This window comes from Frateuria sp. Soil773, from assembly GCF_001428405.1.
In the GTDB taxonomy this organism is placed as follows: Bacteria; Pseudomonadota; Gammaproteobacteria; order Xanthomonadales; family Rhodanobacteraceae; genus LMSL01.
In genome coordinates this window covers 231,325-252,762 of record NZ_LMSL01000002.1, presented here as the reverse complement: position 1 = coordinate 252,762, position 21,438 = coordinate 231,325, and the positions used below count along the sequence as shown (strand labels likewise).

The window sequence follows — 21,438 nt, the reverse complement described above, 5'->3', positions numbered from 1 at the left end:
TTGCGGGGCTTGCTTGCTCGCCGATGATCGGCTGCGAGGTGTTGCAGCCGGTTGTCGAGATGTTGATGGTGAGCCTGCGCTCGGCTGGTTCCTTGACCATGACCCGAACACGCGCTGCCTCTGCCCGTCACCCCGGCGAAAGCCGGAGTCCAGCGCCTCGGTGAAAGTCGCTGGATTCCTGCCTGCGCAGGAATGACGGCGATTTTGCGGGGCTTGCCTGCTCGCCGGTGACCGATTGCGAGGTGTTGCAGCCGGTTGTCGAGATGTCGATGGTGAGCCCTGCGCTCGGCCGGTTCCTTGACCGTGACCGAAAAGCACGAGGACTCCGCCCGTCATNGTCCAGTGCCTTGGTGAAAGTCGCTGGATTCCTGCCTGCGCAGGAATGACGGCGGTTTTGCGGAGCCTGCCTACTCGCCGATGGTCAGCAGCGACGCGTTGCCGCCGGCGGCCGTGGTGTTGACGGTGAGCGTGCGCTCGCCGGCGAAGCGCAGCAGGTAGTGCGGGCCACCGGCCTTGGGGCCGGTGCCGGACAGGTTCTCGCCGCCGAACGGCTGCACGCCGACCACCGCGCCGATCTGGTTGCGGTTGACGTAGCAGTTGCCGACGCGGGCGTGGCTGCTGATGTAGTCGACGGTGTCGTTGATGCGGCTGTGGATGCCGAGCGTGAGGCCGTAGCCGGTGGCGTTGATCTGCTCCACCACCTGCTTCAGCTCGCTGCCCTTCCAGCGGATCACGTGCAGCACCGGGCCGAACACCTCGCGGGTCAGCGTGGACAGCGAGGCGATCTCGTAGGCGCGCGGCGCGAAGAAGGTGCCATCGCCGGTGGCGGCCGGATCGAGCTTCACCTCGCCGATCTTCTTCGCCTCGGCGTCCATGCGCGCGGCATGCTCGGTGAGGATCTTCAGCGCGTCGTCGTCGATCACCGGGCCCACGTCGGTGGAAAGCTGGCCCGGGTCGCCCACCTTCAGCTCGGCCATCGCGCCGGCCAGCATCGCGCAGACCTTGTCGGCGATGTCTTCCTGCACGAACAGCACGCGCGCGGCCGAGCAGCGCTGGCCGGCGGACTGGAAGGCCGAGGCGATCACGTCCTTGACGATCTGCTCGGGCAGGGCGGAGGAGTCGGCGATCATCGCGTTCTGGCCGCCGGTCTCGGCGATCAGCGCGGCGATCGGCGCGTTGCGCGCGGCCAGCGCGCGGTTGATCGCCCAGGCGGTCTCGGTGGAGCCGGTGAAGGCCACGCCGGCGACGCGCGGGTCTTTCGTCAGCGCGGCGCCGACGGTGGCGCCGTCGCCCGGCAGGTACTGCAGCACGTCGGCGGGCACGCCGGCCTCGTGCAGCAGCTTCACCGCGGCATGGCCGATCAGGCTGGTCTGCTCGGCCGGCTTGGCGATCACGCTGTTGCCGGCGGCGAGCGCGGCGCTGACCTGGCCCAGGAAGATCGCCAGCGGGAAGTTCCACGGGCTGATGCAGACGAACACGCCGCGGCCGTTGAGGAACAACTGGTTGCTCTCGCCGGTGGGGCCGGGCAACTGCTCCGGCTGGCCGAACAGGCGGCGCGCCATGGTGGCGTAGTAGCGCAGGAAGTCGGCCGCCTCGCGGATTTCGGCGATGGCGTCGGGCAGGCTCTTGCCGGCCTCGCGCACGCACAGCGCGATGAACTCGCCGCGGCGGGCTTCGAGCTGCTCGGCGGCGTGCTCGAGGATGGCGGCGCGGCTGGCGGCGGGCAGGCGGTCCCAGCCGAACTGCGCGGCGACCGCGTTGGAGAGCGCCTTCTCGACGGTGGCGGCGTCGGCGCAGACGTAGCTGCCCACGACCTGGCGGCGGTCGGCCGGGTTGGTCACCTGCACGGTCGGGCCGGCGGCGGTCGCGCCGGGCACCAGCGGGCCGGCGGTCCACGGGCCGGCGTTGGCGTTGACCGCGTCGGCCATCGCCTTCAGTTCGTTGTCGTTGGAGAAGTTGACGCCCATGGAATTCTTCCGAAGTTCACCGTAGAGATTCACCGGCAGCGGGATGCGCGGGTGGGGGATCGATGCGAAGCCGCGCACGGTCTCGCACGGGTCGGCGACCAGCTCGCGCACCGGCAGGCTCTCGTCGACGACGCGGTTGACGAAGCTGGTGTTGGCGCCGTTCTCGAGCAGGCGGCGCACCAGGTACGGCAGCAGGTCCTCGTGGGTGCCCACCGGCGCGTACACGCGGCACGGCACGTCGAGGTTCTGCGGGCCGATCACCTCGGCGTACAGGTCGGTGCCCATGCCGTGCAGGCGCTGGTACTCGTACGGCCGGCCCTGCGCGATGTGGCTGACCGCGGCGATGGTGTGCGCGTTGTGGGTGGCGAACTGCGGGTAGATCAGCTCGCTGCCCGCGTTGAACAGGCGCCGCGCGCAGGCCAGGTAGGACACGTCGGTGTTCGGCTTGCGCGTGTACACCGGGTAGCCGGCCAGGCCGTTTTCCTGCGCGCGCTTGATCTCGGCGTCCCAGTAGGCGCCCTTGACCAGGCGCACGTACCAGCGGCGGTTGGCGGCGCGCGCGGTCTCGATCAGCCAGTCGATCACGAACGGCGTGCGCTTGGCGTAGGCCTGCACCACGATCCCCAGGCCGTTCCAGCCTTCCAGCGATGGATGCGCGAAGACGTCGCCGATGATGTCGAGCGAGAGCTCGAGGCGGTCGGCCTCTTCCGCGTCGACGGAGAGCGCGATGCCGTGCTTCATCGCCAGTTGCGACAGTTCCAGCAGCTTGGCGGTGAGGTCGCGCCGGGCGATCTCGCGCTTGGCCACTTCGTAGCGCGGGTGCAGCGCCGACAGCTTCACCGAGATCGACGGCGCGTCGGTGTGGTTGGCGAACGGGCCGCGCGCGCCGATCGCGGCGATCGCGTTGCGGTAGTCCTGCTGGTAGCGCTCGGCGGTCTCGCTGGTCAGCGCCGACTCGCCGAGCATGTCGTAGGAATAGCGGTACACCGCGTATTCCTTCCTGGCGCAGCGGTCCAGCGCCTCGTCGATGGTCTGCCCCATCACGAACTGGTGGCCCATGATGCGCATGGCCTGGCGCACCGCCAGGCGGATCGCCGGCTCGCCGGCGCGGCCGACCAGCCGCTTCAGCGCGCCGGTGAAGTCGTGGCGGGTCTCCTCGGCCAGGTTCACCAGGTGGCCGGTGAGCATCAGGCCCCAGGTGGAGGCGTTGACGAACAGCGACTCGCTCTGGCCCAGGTGCTTCTTCCAGTCCGCGTCGCCGAGCTTGTCGCGGATCAGCTTGTCGGCGGTGGCCTTGTCGGGGATGCGCAGCAGCGCCTCGGCCACGCACATCAGCAGCACGCCTTCCTCGCTGGAGAGGTCGTACTGGCGCATGAAGGATTCGACCGCGCTCTGGTCCTTGGCGCGGGCGCGCACGCGGGTGACCAGGTCGGCGGCCAGGTCGATCACCTTTTCGCGTTCGGTCGCGGACAGGGTGGCCTGGGCGAGCAGATCGTTGACCGCTTCGGTTTCGTCGCGCAGCCACGCGGCTGTGATGCGCGCGCGCGCCGGGGTGGTCTCGACGGGAAGTTCGGGGCTGAGAATGGATCGGGTCACGGTACTTGTCGCTGAAGACCGCCGGGGCAGCGGTTGAACCGTCGATTGTACGCCGCAGTCGTGGCCGCGCGCATCCGCACGAGGCGCGGCCGGCGCGGCGCCCGGACGCGCGGCCGCGCCGGGGCGGGCGGCCTGATCCAGGTCAGCCGGGTGCGACATTCTTGCCCGTTGCGCCGCTGCGGCCTATCATTCCGCCGTTCCAGGCACGCCGGATCTCCATGATCGTGCTTCGACCAGCCGACGCCGGCCTGCCGTGCGTGACGATGTGGCTCAGGCCCAATCGCGCACTCAGCCGACGCGGCTTGCGTCGCTTGATCGTGGTACTGGCGGCGCTGGCGCTGACAACGGCGGCGCTCGGGGCATGGCAGGGGAACGTATTCGCTCCGCTGTTCGCCCTGGTCGAATCCTTCGCGGTGGCCTTCGCCCTGGGCGTGGCCTGGCGCGCAGGCGACCGCAGCGAGCGCATCACCCTCGACGAGGCGTCGCTGGAGGTGCGGTTCCTGCCGGGGCGACGCAGCATGCGCTTCCAGCCTTACTGGGTGCGCGTGCGGCTGGCGCCGGGCGGCCAACGTCACCGCCTGCTGCTGAGGTCGCACGGGCGGGAGCTGGAAATCGGGGCTTTCCTCAGCGATGAGGAGCGCGCCGAGTTGGCGGAGAAACTCATGGTGCTGCTGGCGGAGCTTTCCGGTCGGTCGCGCAGGTAGGTTCAACAAAGGTGCAAGACATGACATCTGGCGGCATCAGGCCTGACGGTATCAAGCCCGCATTCTTCAAGCGCGCGGCGATGGCAGCAGCGGCGGTCGCCGGTGCGTTGTTCACGGGCATGGCCCTGGCCAATCCCAAGCCCGGCCAGCTGAACATGACGCGCGGCGTGACCGAATGGTCGTCCGAGCCGTACTTCCTCAACAACGTCGCGCTGGGCGTGTGCGTGGTGATCGGCGTGCTGGTGTTCGGCGCGATGTTCATCGCCATGTTCCGCTTCCGCAAGTCGCGCGGCGCGGTGGCCGAGAAGTGGTCGCACAACACCATGCTGGAGATCGTGTGGACCACGATCCCGGTGATCATCCTGATCGTGCTGGCGTACCTCGCCACCGGCGGCCTCACCTCGTTCGCCGACACCACCGGCTCGCAGATGACCGTGAAGGTCACCGGCTACCAGTGGAAGTGGCGCTACGACTACGTCGACTACCAGGGCAAGGCGATCGACAAGGTCGGCTTCATGTCCAAGCTGGACGACCAGAGCAACGACACGCGCCAGCTCGGCTCGGGCCTCGACCCGAACGCGGTGAAGGCGGACGGCGAGCAGACCTACCTGCTCGACGTGGACAAGCCGCTGGTGGTTCCGGTGGACACCAAGATCCGCTTCGTGATCACCGCGGACGACGTGATCCATTCCTGGTGGGTGCCGGCGCTGGGCTGGAAGATCGACGCGATCCCGGGCATCGTCAACGCCGCCTGGGCCAACATCAAGACGCCGGGCACCTACCGCGGCCAGTGCGCCGAGCTGTGCGGCCAGGACCACGGCTTCATGCCGATCGTGGTGAAGGCGGTGTCCAAGGAGGACTTCGCCAAGTGGCTGGCCGAGCAGCAGAAGCCGGCCGCCGCCGCGCCCGCCGCGGACGCGTCCGCCGGCGCATCGGCGAGCGCCACCGCACCGGCCGCCCCGACCAAGGGCTGAGTCATTCAGGGCTGGCGGCGACGCCAGCCATCCGCTTTACGTTTTCGCATTCCAAGGTAGAGGTGCAAGGCCATGGCCCACGCAGCCACCCACGATCACCACGATGATCATCACGGCGCGCCGACGAATTTCTTCACGCGCTGGTGCATGTCCACGAACCACAAGGACATCGGCACGCTGTACCTGATCTTCTCGCTGGCGGCGTTCTTCGTCGGCGGCAGCTTCGCCATGGTGATCCGCGCCGAGCTGTTCAAGCCGGGCATGCAGCTGGTGCAGCCGTACTTCTTCAACGAGATGACCACCATGCATGCGCTGGTGATGATCTTCGGCGCGATCATGCCGGCCTTCGTGGGCCTCGGTAACTGGATGATCCCGCTGATGATCGGCGCGCCGGACATGGCGCTGCCGCGCATGAACAACCTCTCGTTCTGGATCCTGCCGTTCGCCTTCGCGCTGCTGCTGTCCACCCTGTTCATGCCGGGCGGCAGCCCGGCCGGCGGCTGGACGATGTACCCGCCGCTGTCGCTGCAGACCGGCTCGCTGGCCTACGCGGTGTTCGCCATCCACCTGATGGGCATCAGCTCGATCATGGGCGCGATCAACATCATCGCCACCATCCTCAACATGCGCGCGCCGGGCATGGACCTCCTGAAGATGCCGGTGTTCGTGTGGAGCTGGCTGATCACGGCGTTCCTGCTGATCGCGGTGATGCCGGTGCTGGCGGGCGCGGTGACCATGCTGCTCACCGACAAGTACTTCGGCACCAGCTTCTTCAACGCCGCCGGCGGCGGCGACCCGGTGCTGTACCAGCACATCTTCTGGTTCTTCGGGCACCCCGAGGTGTACATCATGATCCTGCCGGCGTTCGGGATCATCTCGGAGATCGTGCCGACCTTCGCGCGCAAGCCGATCTTCGGCTACAAGGCGATGGTGTTCGCGATCGCCGCGATCGCCTTCCTGTCGTTCATCGTGTGGGCGCACCACATGTTCGCGGTGGGTCTGCCGCTGGGCGCCGAAATCTTCTTCATGTACGCCACCATGCTGATCTCGGTGCCCACCGGCATCAAGGTGTTCAACTGGGTGTCGACGATGTGGGGCGGCTCGATGACGTTCGAGACGCCGATGCTGTTCGCCATCGCCTTCATCATCCTGTTCACTATCGGCGGCTTCTCCGGCCTGATGCTGGCGCTGGTGCCGGCCGACTTCCAGTACCACGACACCTACTTCGTGGTGGCGCACTTCCACTACGTGCTGGTGACCGGCGCGGCCTTCGCCATCATGGCCGCGACGTACTACTGGCTGCCCAAGTGGACCGGCCACATGTACAGCGAGACCTGGGGCAAGGTGCACTTCTGGTCCAGCGTGATCTCGGTGAACGTGCTGTTCTTCCCGCAGCACTTCCTGGGCCTGGCCGGCATGCCGCGCCGCATCCCGGACTACAACGTCGCGTTCGCCAACTTCAACATGATCAGCTCGATCGGCGGCTTCTGGTTCGGCGCCTCGCAGCTCATCTTCCTCGGGGTGATCATCCACGCGGTGTGGTTCTCGAAGAAGAAGGCGACCGACCGCGTGTGGGAAGGCGCCAAGGGCCTGGAGTGGACCGTGCCGTCGCCGGCGCCGTTCCATACCTTCGAGCTGCCGCCGGTGATCCGCGACGAAGAACTCGCCCACGGCCACGTCGAAGACTAAGAGAAAGATCCGGCCCGGCCGCCAGTGCGGCCTGGGCCGGAAGGCATGCGCACGATGACTCAGCAGGCAGGGAAATTCGACCAGGAGGCGCGCCGGAAGGGCGTGCGGCGCACGGCCTGGGCGGTGGGAGCGGTCGCCGTCGCGATCTTCCTGTACTCGATCCTGTCGATGCTGAAGCTGTCGTAGCGGGTGCAGGACACAAGCAGTGCCCCGCGCGGTCCGGCGGGGATGGAAGTCATCTGAGAGAAATCCACGGGGTCTCACCATGGGTCAGCAGCAAGGCGCTTATTTCGTTCCGACCAAGAGCTCATGGCCGATCGTGGCCGCGGTCGTCATGTTCGTCACCGTGTTCGGCGCCGCACACTGGCTGAACGCGGAGCCGGGCGAGGCGAGCTTCGGCAAGTCGGTGATCACGCTCGGCTTCGTCGGCATCCTGCTGATGTTCTTCGGCTGGTTCCGCTCGGTGATCCGCGAATCGCTGGCCGGCAACTACAACAGCCAGGTGGACCGCTCGTTCCGCATGGGCATGATGTGGTTCATCTTCTCCGAGGTGATGTTCTTCGGCGCGTTCTTCGGCGCGCTGTTCTACGCCCGCATGTACGCGGTGCCGTGGCTGGGCGGCGAAGGCCATGGCGTGCTCACCCACCAGTTCCTGTGGAGCGACTACGCGGCCTCGTGGGGCGCGAACGGCGGCGGCGGCCCAGGCCGCGTCGGCGGCAGCTTCCAGACCGTGGCGCCGTGGGGCCTGCCGCTGCTGAACACGCTGATCCTGCTCACCTCCAGCGTCACCATCACGATTGCGCACCATGCGCTGAAGGCCGGCCACCGCGGCAAGATCCTGGTCTTCCTCGGCCTGACCGTGCTGCTCGGCGCCACCTTCCTGTACTTCCAGGCGCACGAGTACATCGAGGCCTACAAGGAGCTCAACCTCACGCTGCAGAGCGGCGTCTACGGCTCGACCTTCTTCATGCTGACCGGCTTCCACGGCATGCACGTGACGCTCGGCACGATCATGCTGGCGGTGATCTGGCTGCGCGTGCTGAAGGGCCACTTCAGCAAGGACCACCATTTCGGCTTCGAGGCGGTGGCCTGGTACTGGCACTTCGTCGACGTGGTGTGGCTGGGCCTGTTCATGTTCGTCTACATCCTCTGAGGCGAACCGACGGAGCAACAAAAAACCCGCCGCAGGCGGGTTTTTTGTTGGCGGCCTCGCAGGCCGTTGCGCTGGCGCCGCTTCCGTTCACGCGCGCGGCGCGAGTTGTCACAGGCCCGGCGGCGCATGCCGGGCTGACGCTACAATTACTGGATGACTCCATGCGGGTGCAGCCAGCCCATCCAGATGCCGACCACGACCATCAGGATGAGCACCAGCGACAGGCCGATGCGGCGCGTCAGCGCCCATGCCGTGCGCTTGCTGCCGTCCTTGTCGGTCATCATGAAATACAGCGCCTGGCCCAGGTTGAAGATGACCACCAGGAACATGATCACCAGCGCGACTTTGTAGATGGTTTCCACGTGATTGGCCCGAACGACTTCGACGACGGCAGTATAGCGGCCGCATGCGGGGCCTCCGCGTGAGCGGCTGGCGGCGTCCCGCGTGGTGGGCGGTGCTGCTGACCGTGGCCGGAGCCTTGCTGTTCGTGCGTTTGGGCGTATGGCAGTTGCACCGCGCCGACGAGAAGGAGGCGCTTCTGCGACGGTATGCCGCAGCGGGTTCCGCGCCGCTGCGGGACTTCGCGGAAGTGGCCGTGGCGCCGCCCGCCGATGCCTTCCCGCGCGTGCGGGTGCGCGGCCAGTTCCTGCCCGGGCGGGCCTACCTGCTCGACAACCCGCGCCACGACCGGCGCGGCGGGATGGAGGTGTACGCGCCCCTGCGCGTGCGCGACGGGCAGCCGCTGCTGCTGGTCGACCTGGGCTTTCTGCCCGGCAACGGCACCGACCGCACGCCCGACCTGCCGCCGCTGCCCGTGGGCGCGCAGGACCTGCACGGCCTCTACCTGGCGCCGCCCGGCAGCGGGTTCGAGATGGGCGGCAACAGCCTGGCGCGGCAGGCGCACTGGCCGAAGACCACGATCTACCTCGATCTCGCCGAGCTGTCGGCCGACCTGGGCCAGCCGCTGTACCCGCGCGTGCTGGCGCTGGACGCCGACCCGGCCTCGATCTACGTGCGCGAACACGCGCTCGACGTGTCCGCGATGCCGCCGGCCCGGCATCGCGCCTATGCCTTCCAATGGTTCAGTTTCGCGGTGGCGGCGGTGGCGATCTTCCTGATCCTGCATCGCCGGCGCCGCACGAAGAAAACGGATTGACGATGAACAAGCCCGCGACTCCCCCCCCGAACCGCAGCCGCCTGAAGCTGGTGCTGATCATGCTGGTGTTCGCCGCACCGATGCTGGTGGCCGGCCTGCTCACCTTCACCGGCTGGCAGCCGGGCGCGAAGGGCAACGGCCACCCGATCCTGCCGCAGCGCAATTTCGCCAGCGAACAGGTGCAGGTGCGGCTTGACGACGGCCGGCTCTGGCCGTGGCGCGACAGCGAGCCGCGGCTCACCCTGATCGCGCTGGCCGGGCCGGACTGCGCCGCGCAATGCTTCGACACGCTGACCGGGATCGCGAAGGCGCGGTTCATGCTCAACCGCAACCAGTCGCGCCTGCGCCTGCTCTACCTCGGCGAGCCGCCGGCAGACGCCGGGCGCCTCGCCGCGATGCGCGCGTTCTGGTCGCTGGGGCGCGACGTCGACGGCAAGCTCGCCCGCTTCCGCCCGGCCGCGCCGGACAGCGTCAGCGCCGTGCTGGTGGAGTCCAACGGCACCGCTTTGTCGCTTTACCCGGCCGGCTTCGACGGCACCGGCCTGATGCGCGACCTGCAGAAGGTGGTCAAGTGATGGCGGCGCGCAGCGTGAAGATCCTGCGCGGCCTGGCCCTGCTGGCCGCGGTGTTCGCCTTCGGCGTGGTGATGTTCGGCGCGTTCGTGCGCCTGTCCAACGCCGGCCTGTCCTGTCCGGACTGGCCGACCTGCTACGGCCACGTGACCTGGCCGGAACAGGCGCACGAGATCGCCCGCGCCGACGCGGCGTTCCCGGACCGCCCGGTGGAGGCCGGCAAGTCGTGGCGCGAGCAGGTGCACCGCTTCCTCGCCGGCACGCTCGGCGTGCTGGTGCTCGCCATCGCGCTGATCGCCGCCTGGCGCAAGCCGTGGGCGCGTTTCGCGGTGATCGCCGGCGCGGTCTTCGCGGCGTGCGGCGTGGCGCTGTACATGCGCGGCGAGCACGTGCTCTCGTCGTGGCTGTCGGCGCTGGCGATCGCTCTGCCGCTGGTCGCCGCGATCGGGCTCGGGCGCCCCGGCGCGTGGCGGATCAGCGTGCTGGCGCTGGCGGTGATCATCTTCCAGGCGATGCTCGGCATGTGGACGGTGACCCTGCTGCTGAAGCCCATCGTGGTGATGGGCCACCTGCTGGGCGGCATCACCACGTTCGCCCTGCTGGCCTGGGCCGCGCTGCGCTTCGCCGGGGTCGGCGCGGACGACGACGGCTACGCCGCGCTGCGCCGCGCGGTGGTGGTCGGCATCGTGCTGCTGCTGGCGCAGATCGCGCTGGGCGGCTGGACCTCGTCGAACTACGCGGCGCTGGCCTGCGGCACCGATTTCCCGAAATGCCTGGGCCAGTGGGCGCCGCCGACCGATTTCAGGGAAGGCTTCGTGCTGTGGCGCGGGATCGGCGTGAACTACGAGGGCGGCGTGCTGGACATGGCGGCGCGCAGCGCGATCCAGATCGCGCACCGGATCGGCGCGCTGGTGGTGTTCCTCTACCTGGGCTGGCTGGCGCACCGCGCGGCGAAGCGCGGCCTGCGCGTGCAGGGCATCGCCATCGCGCTGGTGCTGGTGACCCAGGTGCTGCTGGGCATCAGCAACGTGCACTTCGGCCTGCCGCTGCCGGTGGCGACGCTGCACAACGGCGTGGCCGCGCTGTTGCTGTTCGTCCTGCTGGCGACACTGGCGCGCACGCAGCGGCGCCACGATGATGCGATGTTCCTCACGCTGGGCCCGCAACGATGAGCGCGCACGTCCGCGAATACCTGCAACTGACCAAGCCGAACGTCGTCGCCCTGCTGGTGTTCTGCGCGGTGATCGGCATGTTCCTGGCGGTGCCCGGCATCCCGCCGTGGCGCGCGCTGGTGTTCGGCACCCTGGGCATCTGGATGGCCTCGGGCTCGGCCGCGGCGTTCAACCACCTGATCGACGAGCGCATCGACAAGCTGATGGCGCGCACCGCGCGGCGCCCGCTGGCCACCGGCGCGCTCAAGTCGCGCCAGGTGCTGGTGTTCGCCGTGCTGCTCGGCATCGCCTCGATGCTGGTGCTGGCGCTGCTGGTCAACCCGCTCACCGCGTGGCTCACCTTCGGCGGGCTGATCGGCTATGCGCTGGTCTATACCGCCTACCTCAAGCGCGCCACGCCGCAGAACATCGTGATCGGCGGCCTGGCCGGCGCGATCCCGCCGGTGCTGGGCTGGACCGCGGTCACCGGCGCGCTGCACCCGTTCGCATTGCAGTTGTGCCTGATCATCTTCGTGTGGACGCCGCCGCATTTCTGGGCGCTGGCGATCTTCCGCCGCGAGGACTACGCGCGCGCGCAGATCCCGATGCTGCCAGTGACCCATGGCGTGTCCTACACGCGCTGGCACGTGCTGTTCTATACGGTGCTGCTGGTGCTGGTGACCCTGCTGCCGGCGCTCACCGGCTACAGCGGCCTGGTCTACCTGGGCGGCGCGGTGGTGCTGGGCGCCGGCTTCCTCTACTACGCGATCCGCCTGCTGAACCCGCCGGACGAGTTCTTCGCGATGCGCGTGTTCAAGTACTCGATCGTCTACCTGATGGCGCTGTTCGCCTTCCTGCTCGCCGACCACTGGATCACGGCGCCGCCGGCCGGCCAGACGGTGGTGCTGCGGCTGGGCTGATCGGGCATCGCCACGTAGTCCAGGTGCACCGCCCGCCACCGGCCGTGCACGCGCGCGAACAGCGCGACGTCGACCACGTGGTAGCCCGGGCTCGTGTGCTCGAAGCGCGCCCAGGCGACGTCGCCGCACACGGCCACGCGCACGATCCGCCGCCGTACCGGCCCGGGCGAATCGCCGCGCGCGGCCGCCTCGTCGAAGCGTGCCGCCCATTCGCCCATCGGCACCGCCACCAGCTCGCCCTCGCGCACCGACAGGCTCAGCGCGCGCGGATCGTAGAGCCGGGCGAGCAGCCTGCCGTCGTAGCGGTCCATCGAGCGGAACTGCTGCGCGATCAGTTCGCGCACCGGCGCTTCCCCGTCCGGCGTGTCCGTGGCCGGGGTGCCGACCGGCTGGCTGGCGTAGACCTTGCCGACGATGCGCCAGCGCCCGCCGACCTTGAGCAGGGTGAGGAAGTCGCGGAACTGGTGGCTGCCGAACACGCTCAGGCTCTCCACGCTGGCGCCGTCGCCGTAGCGTTCCAGATGCACGATCTCGCGCTTGCGCGCGGGCTCGGGCTTCTTCGCCTGCACCAGCCGCCTGGCCCAGCGGTTCAGCTCCAGCGCCGCCAGCGCGCCGTGCGCGTCCACCGAGTACATCACCAGGCTGGGCTGGAACGCGCGGTAGAGCAGGGCCGGATCGTTGCGGTCGTTGGCCTGGAAGTAATCGGCCACGGCGGCGCGGATGGCCGCCTCGTCGGCATCGGTCGCCTGGGCGGCGAAGGGGGCGAGCAGCGCGGCCAGCAGGATCGGCCGCAGCCAGCATGGTGATCGGCGCATCGGATGGGTCTCCCGGTGGTTTGCCGGTAGGATGCGGCGACCGCCTTCGGCAAGTAAAACTGAATCTTTCTATGCCGATCCAAAAGGAAAATCGATCGATCGAGCGCATGCTGCGCTTCCTGCCGGGCTTCCTCGCGGTGGTGGAGACCGGTTCCGCCGCGGCCGCGGCCGAGCGCCTGCACAAGACCGCCGCGGCGCTCAGCTACGACCTGCGCCAGTTGCACGCGCTGGCCGGCGAGCCGTTGTTCGGCAAGCTCGGCCGCGGGCTGCAGCTGACGCCGGCGGGTGCGCGCTTCGCCGCGGCGGCGCGGCAGGCGCTGGACCTGCTGGCGCGCTCGGCCGATCCGGCGCAGCCGGTCGCGGCCACGCCGCTGCGCGTGGCCGCGGTGAGCGGCTTCGGGCGCTACGTGCTGCTGCCGGCGCTGTTCGCCGTGGCCGGCGAACGGCCGATCGAGCTGGCGTTCCAGCGCAACGAGGACGTGGCGCGCCGCGTGCGCGAGGGCCAGGCCGATCTGGGCTTCTGCTTCACCCGCGTGCGCAGCGCCTCGCTGCGCTTCGCGGCGGCCTACGAGGAACGGCTGGTGCTGGTCGCGCCGCCGTCCTGGCGCGTGCCGAAGGCGCCGGCAGCGCTGGCCGCCTGGTGCCGCGAGCACCCTTGCGTGACCTACGAGGAAAGCGACTTCGTGTTCGCGCATTGGCATGCGCGCGCGCTGGCCGGCGCGCGCCACCGGCTCAACCAGGGCGACCACTATTCCGAACTGGAGGAGGCCGTGGCCGCGGTATCGGCCGGGCGCGGCTATTCCATCGTGCCGCTGGAAACGGCCGAGCGGCTGTCCGTGCTGCATCCGCTGCGCATACTGCGCGCGCGCCAGGCCGGCAACACGCTCCATGCGGCGACGCGGCAGGGAGACGAGGCGATGACGGCGCTGCTCGCCCGGCTCGCCGCGGAGCTGGCGCGGCCACGCCGGCGTGGCGCGACCCGCTGACCGTGCCGCGCAGAAACTTTCTTCGGCAGATCCGCCTTCCGCGCGTCGATGCCGTCCAGCGTCGCCGGCATGCGGGCGACGGCGGCAGCACGCTGCCCAGGATCGCCTGCTTGATGGCACTGCCTGCGCCCGTGCCGGCCTACCGAGCATGCCGGGCACCGCGGCATTCCAGCCGCGATGTGGCGCGTCGCCGGGTTCAGCGGTCGCAGTCGATGCCCGCGGCAGTCAGCAGCTCGCGCAGCCCGGCCAGCTCGGCTTCGTACTTCTTCCAGCGCCTGACCGAGGACTGGTGGATCGACGAGCGAACCTGCAGCGAGCTGGCGGTGGTCGACGGCGCGCGGTTGTGCTCGAAGTGCAGGCAGGCATCGTTCCACGGAAGCCCGCAGTGTTCGAGCAACTGGCGCGAACTGGCTTCCTGCGTGGCGACCAGGGTCTCGTATTCCACTTCGAGGATGCGGCCGGGAAAGACGCGCTTCCAGTGCGCCATCAGGCGGTCGAACAGGATGTAGTAGCGGCCGATGTCCAGCAGGTCGAACGAATAGGCGTGGAACGGCGAGCCTTCCGCGAACGGCTCGCGGAAATTGCCGAGGCAGGTGTCCAGCGGATTGCGACGCAGGCAGATCATCCTGGCGTTCGGCAGTGCGCTGGCGATGAAGCCCGCATACAGGAAATTGTGCGGCAGCTTGTCGATGAAGCGCGGCTTGAGGCTCGTCGTGGGCCGCGTGCTGGACAGGTAGTGCTCGCCGAGCTGCGCCCAGTCGACGTGGCGCGCGCGCTCGACGACGTCGGGGCTCAGCAGCACCGGCGAGCGGGCGCCGGACAGGCGTTCGAGCATGACGCCGAAGTTTTCCAGTTCGCCGGCGGAATAGACCTCGGGGTGGCTGGAGACGATACGTTCCACCAGAGTGGTGCCGGAGCGCGGCATGCCGAAGATGAAGATGGGTTCATCGGTGCGATAGCCCGGGGGGCCGGGCCGCGGTTCCGGAAACGCGCGGATCAGCGCCTGCACGATCGCCTCGTCGCGCTCGCTGGAATAGTTGCGCGCCGCCTTGTTCGCCGACTTGCCGCGGGTGAAGTGCGCGAAGGCCCTGGAGTAGTCGCCCAGGTCCTCGTATTCCTTGCCCAGCGCCATGTGCAATTGCAGTTGCGCCGCCGGATCGTCGCCGTGCCGGTCCGCCAGCGACTGCAGCCGGTCGAGGTGGTTGCATTCGGGCGTCTGCCTGCGAAGCCGCGACAGGATCCCGTAGGCGACCCAGTGCTCCGGCGCCAGCGCGAGGCAGGCTTCGAGCGCGGCCTCGGCGCCGTCGATGTCGCCGAAGTGAACCAGCGACGTGGCGAAATTGAACTGGCAGGCGGCATCGCCGGGAGCCAGCATGGCCGCGCGCCGGAAGGTCGCCGCCGCGCGCTCGGAGGCATGGCATTGCGCGTAGACCGTGCCCAGCGTGTTCAGGAGCGAGGGATCGTCCGGCGCCAGGGCGCTTGCGACGTTGGCGACCTGCAGCGCGTCGCCGGTGCGGTGGACGCGGACCAGCGCCCTGGCGAAGTGCACGGCATAGCCCGGATGCCTCGGTGCCGTGCTGGCGGCCCGGTGCAGGTGTTCCAGCGCCTGCGGCAACTGGCGCAGCTCCAGCGCGGCGCGACCGGCCAGGTAGTGCGTTTCCGGATGGCCCGGTTCGAGCTGCAGCAGTCGCGAGGCCAGTTCGCGCGCCTGTTGCGCATCGCCGCGTTCCAGTGCGCCGGTAGCCAGGGCGAACAGATCCTGGGGGCGAAGCGGGGAGGGATTCGTCATGGCGGTCCGGATCAGGTGGGAGCGATGCGCCGGTTCCCCGCGCCTGGTGCGACCCGCAATCCGCGCCCCGCCCAAGATCCGCCGGGGAAGGGCGGTCGATGGCGCGGCTGCCTGGTCGGGGCCGCCTGGATACGGGCGAAGGCGCGCTAATATAGCAAGGGTGTCGATTCCTGAAGGCTCCCGCCAGAGAGCCGCGATTCCCAGCTTGACACTCTTGCATCGCAGCAAGACAATGCGCGCGCCCACGGCGCGCCCACGGCGCGCCTCGCGCGCTCCGCAGGCTCCCAGTCCTGACTAACCAAGGCATATGGACGTTTACCCTAGTCGCAACGTCGACATCCGCGAGCATCGGATGCCGGCGTCGCATAACAAGCTGATCGTCTGCGGCGACCGCCTGCGGTCGGCCGGCGCTTTCCTCGACTAGGGAAACCCGGCCCACCTCCCGACGGCTGCCGCAGGCACCGTTACGAGGAGATGGGCCCATGAAGCTCCTTCGCGATTTCATTCGCCTGCGCACCGCAGGCCGCTCGCTGCCGCGCATCCGCCGCGGCGCCTCCCGCCGCGTCTGGACGGTCACCGTGCCGGCGCCGCTGGCGCAGTCGCCGGCCCAGGCCGCCGCGATCGACATGCACTGGCATGCCGACCGTGCCGTCGGCCGCCCGGTCGCGCACTGGCACGACCGCGCCGTGCCGCAGGCGCACGGCCATCAGCCATGCCTGCCGACCGGCCGCGACTGATGCGGCCGGTGGCCGATCGCATCCGGCCCTGCAAGGGATGGCCTCCGCCAGTTCCCTGGTGCGGGCTGCGCATGCGGCCGTAGCGGGCATCGGCGTTAGAAGCTGTTCAAAATCCCCTAGGCATTCCCTATGAAACGTCATCCCAGCGAAAGCCGGGATCCAGTGCCTTTAGNATGACCAGCCCTTCGGCTGTTGAAAAGCGCCTCCTGCTTGACCGGCCCTGCGGCCGTTGAAAGTCGCAGGAATGACGAGCAGGGGAACATGAAGGGATTACAGCCCGACAGGAAGATTTTGAACAGGCTCTTAGCGGAGCGATCTTCCGCCGGCTCGCTGGTCCGCCCAGGCATCAACGAAATCCACGGAAGCGAGTCATGATCAAGCATTTCCCCTGGAACGCCGCGGACAAGGCGGCCGGCAAGGGCGCGCCCGCGCCCGTGCGCGCGCCGGTCGCGCTGGAAGCGTTCCGCCACAACGAAGCCCTGTTCGCCGCGCTGGACACGCACCTGGGCGGACTCGACGAAGGGCAGATCGCCCGCCGCCTCGACCGCGACGGCCCCAACGAGGTATCGCACGAGAAGCCGCCGCACTGGTCGCGGCAGCTTCTGCGCGCGTTCAAGAACCCCTTCATCATCGTGCTGCTGGTGCTGGCCGGCGTGCAGTTGTTCACCGACGAGGGCGACCTGACCGGGCCGACGATCATCGGCGTGATGGTGGGCATCAGCGTGCTGCTGAGCTTCGCCCAGGAATACCGCTCGTCGCAGGCGGCCGAGAAGCTCAAGGCGATGGTGCGCAACACGGCCACCGTCACGCGCCGCGCGTCCGACGGCCACAGCGAGCGCATCGAGGTGCCGGTGGGCGAGCTGGTCGCCGGCGACATCGTGCATCTCGCCGCAGGCGACATGGTGCCGGCGGACCTGCGCCTGGTCGGCGCCAAGGACCTGTTCATCAGCCAGGCGATCCTCACCGGCGAGTCGCTGCCGGTGGAGAAATCCGCGCCGACGCCGGCGCAGGTCGCCGACGCGCCCCCGCATGGCGCATTGGACAATCCGCTGGACCTGCCCACCGTCTGCTACATGGGCACCAACGTGGTCAGCGGCACCGCGACGGCCGTGGTGGTGGCGACCGGCCCGCGCAGCTACCTCGGCTCGCTGGCGCGCACCATCGTCGGCCAGCGCGTGCAGACCAGCTTCGACCGCGGCGTGAACTCGGTGAGCTGGCTGCTGATCCGCTTCATGGCGGTGATGGTGCCGATCGTCTTCCTGATCAACGGCATCGACAAGCACGACTGGCTGCAGGCGTTCCTGTTCGCGCTGTCGGTGGCGGTCGGCCTCACGCCGGAGATGCTGCCGCTGATCGTCACCGCGAACCTCGCCAAGGGCGCGCTGGCGATGTCCCGGCGCAAGGTGGTGGTGAAGCGGCTCAACGCGATCCAAAACTTCGGCGCGATGGACGTGCTGTGCACCGACAAGACCGGCACGCTGACGCTGGACAGGATCGTGCTGGAACGCCACCTGGACCTGTACGGCGAGGAGTCCGACGAGGCGCTGGAGTACGGCTATCTCAACAGCCGCTTCCAGACCGGCCTGAAGAACCTGATGGACAAGGCCGTGCTGGCGCACCGCGACCTGGAGCCGATCGCGGCGCACTACCGCATCGTCGACGAGATCCCGTTCGACTTCCAGCGCCGCCGCATGTCGGTGGTGCTGGGCAGCGGCGACGGCAACGAGCTGCTGGTATGCAAGGGCGCGGTGGAGGAGATGCTGGCGATCTGCGAGCACGCCAAGGCCGGCGACGAGATCCTGCCGATGACCGACGCGATGCGCGCGGACATCCGGGCGATGACGCGCGGCCTCAACGAGGACGGCCTGCGCGTGCTGGTGGTGGCGGCGAAGCGCCAGCCGCCGGCCGGGCGCGCCTACGGCGTGGCGGACGAGGCCGGCCTGGTGGCGATCGGCTGCCTGGCCTTCCTCGACCCGCCGAAGGACTCGGCCGCCGTGGCGATCGCCGCGCTGCACCACCACGGCGTGGCGGTGAAGGTGATCACCGGCGACAACGAGGCGGTGACGCGCAAGATCTGCCGCGAGGTCGGCCTGGACGTGGCGGAATCCGCCCAGGGCAAGCACATCGAGCCGCTGGACGACGCGGCGCTGGACGCGCTGGTGGCGCGCACCACGGTGTTCGCCAAGATGTCGCCGCTGCAGAAGGCGCGCGTGGTGAAGTCGCTGCAGCGCCAGGGCCACACCGTGGGCTTCCTCGGCGACGGCATCAACGACGCGCCGGCGCTGCGCGAGGCGGACGTGGGCATCTCGGTGGACACCGCCACCGACATCGCCAAGGAGTCGGCCGACATCATCCTGCTGGAAAAGAACCTGATGGTGCTGGAGGAGGGCGTGATCGAGGGACGGATCACCTTCGGCAACATCATGAAGTACATCAAGATGACCGCCAGCTCGAACTTCGGCAACGTGTTCAGCGTGCTGGTGGCGAGCGCGTTCCTGCCGTTCCTGCCGATGCTGCCGCTGCAGATCCTGGTGCAGAACCTGCTGTACGACATCTCGCAGTTGTCGATCCCGTTCGACCGCATGGACGAGGAATACCTGCGCCGGCCGCGGCGCTGGGACGCCAGCGACATCGGCCGCTTCATGGTGTGGATCGGCCCGGTCAGCTCGATCTTCGACATCACCACGTTCCTGCTGCTCTGGTACTACTTCGGCGCGAACGGGCCGGAGCACCAGGCGCTGTTCCAGTCCGGCTGGTTCATCGAGGGGCTGCTGTCGCAGACGCTGATCGTGCACATGATCCGCACGCGGCGGATCCCGTTCGTGCAGAGCATCGCCGCCGCGCCGGTGCTGGCGCTGACGCTGGCGACCATCGTGGCGGGGCTGCTGGTGCCGTTCACCGTGTTCGGCGCCAAGATCGGCATGGTGCCGCTGCCCCCGGCGTACTTCGCCTGGCTGGCGGCGACGCTGGCGTGCTACTGCGTGCTCACCCAGGCGATGAAATGGGTCTACATCCGCCGCTACGGGCGCTGGCTGTGACCATGCTCGGGGAGACGGACCATGCGCCGCCTTGCCCTGGCATCCGTCTGGGCCGCCGTTCTGGGCGCCGTCCTGCCGCTGCCGCGCGCGGCGCAGGCCGGGGCCAGCCTGCGGGTCGATAATGCCGGCACCGTGCCGGATGGCCACTGCCAGCTCGAGTCCTGGCTGCGCCTGCGCGGCCGTGACAGTGAAGCCACGGCGGTGCCGGCCTGCGGCCTGGGCGGCATGGAGTACAGCCTGGGCGGCAGCGCCTATGCGGGGACGCCGTCGGGACCGTGGCTGGTCGCCGGCCTCAAGCGCACGCTGCGCGACATGGATGCCGCCGCGCCGGGCTTCGCCGTCTCGCTGGGCGCGGCCTGGCGCCGCCCGGGCCTGCGCCTGGCCGCGGGCACGGCGGATGTCGCCGCCAGCATGGCGCTGGGTCCGTCGTGGACCGTGCATGCCGACCTGGGCTGGAATGCCGCCCGCGGCGAGCGTCCGCGCCCGGGCGGCGGCGTGGGTGTGGAGTACGCGCTGGGGCCCCGCTGGATCGGCCTGGGCGAGCTGTATGCCGAGCGCGGTGCCGGCCGCACGGTGCAGGCCGGATTGCGCCGGCTGTTCGGGCGCGGCGTGAGCTGCGACCTGCTGGCCGGCCACGACCGCGACGGGCGCTGGCTGACCCTGGGCTTCAACTACTCGCCGGGCGATTCCTGAGGCCTGTCCACGACCTTCAGGTATCCCAACGAAACGTCATCCCGGCGGAAGCGGGGATCCGGCGTCTCTGCTTTGGGGTTATCCAGTCGCTGGATGACTCGCTGCGCTCGCCCCTTCGGAGCCAGCCTTCGACTGTCCGGCGCCTGCAAGGCTCGCCTTTGTCCTGCTTGACCGGACCTGCGGCCGTCGAAAGCCGCAGGAATGGCGAGGCGGCGGTTGCACTGTATGGGCCGGATGGCAGCCGTTGCGGCGAACCGGCCGGGTCAATCCGCGTCGAAGGTATCGCCGTCCTGCGCGGCCGGTGCCCGCGCCTGCATGGCGTAGCGCCTGGCGAGCACGGCGCAGACCATCAACTGCAACTGGTGGAAGATCATCAGCGGCAGCAGCAGCGCGCCGAGCCCGCCGGCCTGGCTGGCGAACAGCACCCGCGCCATCGGGATGCCGCTGGCCAGGCTCTTCTTGGAGCCGCAGAACACCATGGTGATGCGGTCCTCGCGGGCGAAGCCGAGCCGGCGCGCGGCCCAGCTGGTGGCGCACAGCGCGAGTGCCAGCAGGATGCCGTTCAATGCCAGCGTCAGCAGCAGCGCCGTCGGCGGCGTGGTGCGCCACAGGCCCTCGACCACCGCCTCGCCGAAGGCGGCGTACACCACCAGCAGGATCGTGCTGCGGTCGGTAAGGCCCAGCAGCGGGCGGTGCCGGTCGACGAAGCCACCGATCCACGGCCGCGCCAGGTGACCGAGCACGAACGGCAGCAGCAACTGCAGCACGATGTCGCGCACGCCCTGCCAGCCTATGCCGCCGCCACCGGCGTGGGTGGCGAGCAGCAGCTCCACCAGCAGCGGGGTCAGCGCGATGCCGAGCAGGCTCGACAGCGAGGCGCTGACCACCGCCGCCGGCACGTTGCCGCCGGCGATCGAGGTAAACGCGATCGACGACTGCACGGTGGATGGCAACGTGCACACGAACAGCAGGCCGAGCATCAGCTGCGGCGTGAGCAGGAGCTGGCCGAGCGGCTTCAGCAGCAGGCCCAGCAGCGGGAACAGCACGAAGGTGCAGCCCAGCACCGCCAGGTGCAGCCGCCAGTGCGTCGCCCCCTGCACGATCGCGTTGCGCGAGAGCTTGGCCCCGTGCAGGAAGAACAGCAGCGCGATGGCCGCATCGGTCAACCGGTCCAGCCACCGCGCCGCCTCGCCCTGGCAAGGCAGCAGCGAGGCCAGCACCACGGTGCCGAGCAGGGCGAGGGTGAAGCGGTCGGGGCGGAGCTGGCGCAGCAGGGACATGGCGACGACGGGCAAAGGCAGGGATTGTACCGGCACTGCGGCGATGGCCTGTCCACTGGTTTCTGCGCGGAATCCGCCGACGCCTTGAATTCCCCCGNAGGGATTCAAGGCGTCGCCCTTCCGCCCGTCATTCCTGCGAAGGCAGGAATCCAGTGCCTTGGATTTTCAGAGTTTGAAGGCACTGGACCCCAGCTTTCGCTGGGGTGACGGTTTCTCGA

General features: G+C 69.2%; 18 protein-coding genes. 13 read left to right on the top strand and 5 right to left on the bottom strand.

The genetic code is table 11. The annotated features are described in order from the left end of the window. Positions 1-407: 407 nt before the first annotated feature. Positions 408-3,563 carry a bifunctional proline dehydrogenase/L-glutamate gamma-semialdehyde dehydrogenase PutA gene (gene putA, locus ASG87_RS01220; protein WP_055999567.1) on the bottom strand — a complete coding sequence of 1,052 codons (3,156 nt, stop codon included), beginning with the start codon at positions 3,561-3,563 and terminating at the stop codon, positions 408-410. A gap of 263 nt (positions 3,564-3,826) precedes the next feature. Between putA and ASG87_RS01215 the strand changes: the two genes are divergently transcribed. The 5 genes from ASG87_RS01215 to ASG87_RS01200 all read left to right on the top strand — a co-directional run bounded on the left by ASG87_RS01215 (position 3,827) and on the right by ASG87_RS01200 (position 8,083). Then, positions 3,827-4,267 (top strand): DUF2244 domain-containing protein, encoded by a 441-nt coding sequence (locus ASG87_RS01215; RefSeq protein ID WP_056000234.1) that lies wholly within the window; start codon positions 3,827-3,829, stop codon positions 4,265-4,267. 20 nt (positions 4,268-4,287) lie between these two features. Then, on the top strand, positions 4,288-5,241 hold the full coding sequence (gene coxB, locus ASG87_RS01210) for a cytochrome c oxidase subunit II (RefSeq protein WP_056000231.1): 954 nt from the start codon (positions 4,288-4,290) through the stop codon (positions 5,239-5,241). A gap of 147 nt (positions 5,242-5,388) precedes the next feature. Further along, the gene (gene ctaD, locus ASG87_RS01205; protein ID WP_235499534.1) at positions 5,389-6,930 is read left to right on the top strand and encodes a cytochrome c oxidase subunit I; all 1,542 of its coding nucleotides are present in this window, start codon (positions 5,389-5,391) and stop codon (positions 6,928-6,930) included. 45 nt (positions 6,931-6,975) lie between these two features. After that, positions 6,976-7,116 carry a hypothetical protein gene (locus tag ASG87_RS20560; protein WP_200948959.1) on the top strand — a complete coding sequence of 47 codons (141 nt, stop codon included), beginning with the start codon at positions 6,976-6,978 and terminating at the stop codon, positions 7,114-7,116. A 79-nt stretch (positions 7,117-7,195) separates the two neighbouring features. Next, positions 7,196-8,083 (top strand): cytochrome c oxidase subunit 3, encoded by an 888-nt coding sequence (locus tag ASG87_RS01200; RefSeq protein ID WP_055999562.1) that lies wholly within the window; start codon positions 7,196-7,198, stop codon positions 8,081-8,083. Between the two features lie 146 nt (positions 8,084-8,229). Here ASG87_RS01200 and ASG87_RS01195 read toward each other — a convergent pair whose 3' ends face one another. Next, on the bottom strand, positions 8,230-8,445 hold the full coding sequence (locus ASG87_RS01195; protein WP_082582673.1) for a twin transmembrane helix small protein: 216 nt from the start codon (positions 8,443-8,445) through the stop codon (positions 8,230-8,232). A gap of 59 nt (positions 8,446-8,504) precedes the next feature. On the opposite strand from ASG87_RS01195, the gene ASG87_RS01190 reads away from it, so the two are divergent. Genes ASG87_RS01190 through cyoE form a run of 4 tightly spaced genes read left to right on the top strand, consistent with a single transcriptional unit; the run spans position 8,505 to position 11,882 of the window. Beyond that, the gene (locus ASG87_RS01190) at positions 8,505-9,239 is read left to right on the top strand and encodes an SURF1 family protein (RefSeq protein WP_055999559.1); all 735 of its coding nucleotides are present in this window, start codon (positions 8,505-8,507) and stop codon (positions 9,237-9,239) included. A gap of 2 nt (positions 9,240-9,241) precedes the next feature. Beyond that, complete coding sequence (locus tag ASG87_RS01185) at positions 9,242-9,814, top strand: hypothetical protein (protein WP_055999556.1); 573 nt, start codon at positions 9,242-9,244, stop codon at positions 9,812-9,814. Continuing rightward, complete coding sequence (locus ASG87_RS01180; RefSeq protein ID WP_055999553.1) at positions 9,814-10,983, top strand: COX15/CtaA family protein; 1,170 nt, start codon at positions 9,814-9,816, stop codon at positions 10,981-10,983. Before ASG87_RS01185 ends, ASG87_RS01180 begins: the two co-directional genes overlap by 1 nt. Continuing rightward, positions 10,980-11,882 (top strand): heme o synthase, encoded by a 903-nt coding sequence (gene cyoE, locus ASG87_RS01175; protein ID WP_055999550.1) that lies wholly within the window; start codon positions 10,980-10,982, stop codon positions 11,880-11,882. Before ASG87_RS01180 ends, cyoE begins: the two co-directional genes overlap by 4 nt. Here the strand turns inward: cyoE and ASG87_RS01170 are convergent. Beyond that, positions 11,792-12,697, bottom strand: a complete 906-nt coding sequence (locus ASG87_RS01170) for a nuclear transport factor 2 family protein (protein ID WP_055999547.1) — start codon at positions 12,695-12,697, stop codon at positions 11,792-11,794. The genes cyoE and ASG87_RS01170 overlap by 91 nt on opposite strands. Positions 12,698-12,768: 71 nt before the next feature. Here ASG87_RS01170 and ASG87_RS01165 point away from each other — a divergent pair, with 71 nt between their 5' ends. After that, the gene (locus tag ASG87_RS01165) at positions 12,769-13,683 is read left to right on the top strand and encodes a LysR family transcriptional regulator (protein WP_055999544.1); all 915 of its coding nucleotides are present in this window, start codon (positions 12,769-12,771) and stop codon (positions 13,681-13,683) included. A 196-nt stretch (positions 13,684-13,879) separates the two neighbouring features. Here ASG87_RS01165 and ASG87_RS01160 read toward each other — a convergent pair whose 3' ends face one another. Then, the gene (locus ASG87_RS01160) at positions 13,880-15,472 is read right to left on the bottom strand and encodes a sulfotransferase (RefSeq protein WP_055999541.1); all 1,593 of its coding nucleotides are present in this window, start codon (positions 15,470-15,472) and stop codon (positions 13,880-13,882) included. Positions 15,473-15,954: 482 nt separating this feature from the next. Between ASG87_RS01160 and ASG87_RS01155 the strand changes: the two genes are divergently transcribed. The 3 genes from ASG87_RS01155 to ASG87_RS01145 all read left to right on the top strand — a co-directional run bounded on the left by ASG87_RS01155 (position 15,955) and on the right by ASG87_RS01145 (position 19,940). After that, positions 15,955-16,209: a hypothetical protein gene (locus tag ASG87_RS01155; RefSeq protein WP_055999538.1), complete on the top strand. Its 255-nt coding sequence runs from the start codon at positions 15,955-15,957 to the stop codon at positions 16,207-16,209. A gap of 371 nt (positions 16,210-16,580) precedes the next feature. Continuing rightward, positions 16,581-19,247: a magnesium-translocating P-type ATPase gene (gene mgtA, locus ASG87_RS01150; RefSeq protein WP_055999535.1), complete on the top strand. Its 2,667-nt coding sequence runs from the start codon at positions 16,581-16,583 to the stop codon at positions 19,245-19,247. A 21-nt stretch (positions 19,248-19,268) separates the two neighbouring features. Then, entirely contained in the window at positions 19,269-19,940 is a 672-nt protein-coding gene (locus ASG87_RS01145; protein ID WP_055999532.1) for a hypothetical protein, read from the top strand. Between the two features lie 263 nt (positions 19,941-20,203). On the opposite strand, the gene ASG87_RS01140 is transcribed toward ASG87_RS01145, so the two are convergent. Next, complete coding sequence (locus ASG87_RS01140; protein ID WP_055999528.1) at positions 20,204-21,220, bottom strand: bile acid:sodium symporter family protein; 1,017 nt, start codon at positions 21,218-21,220, stop codon at positions 20,204-20,206. Positions 21,221-21,438 lie beyond the last annotated feature (218 nt).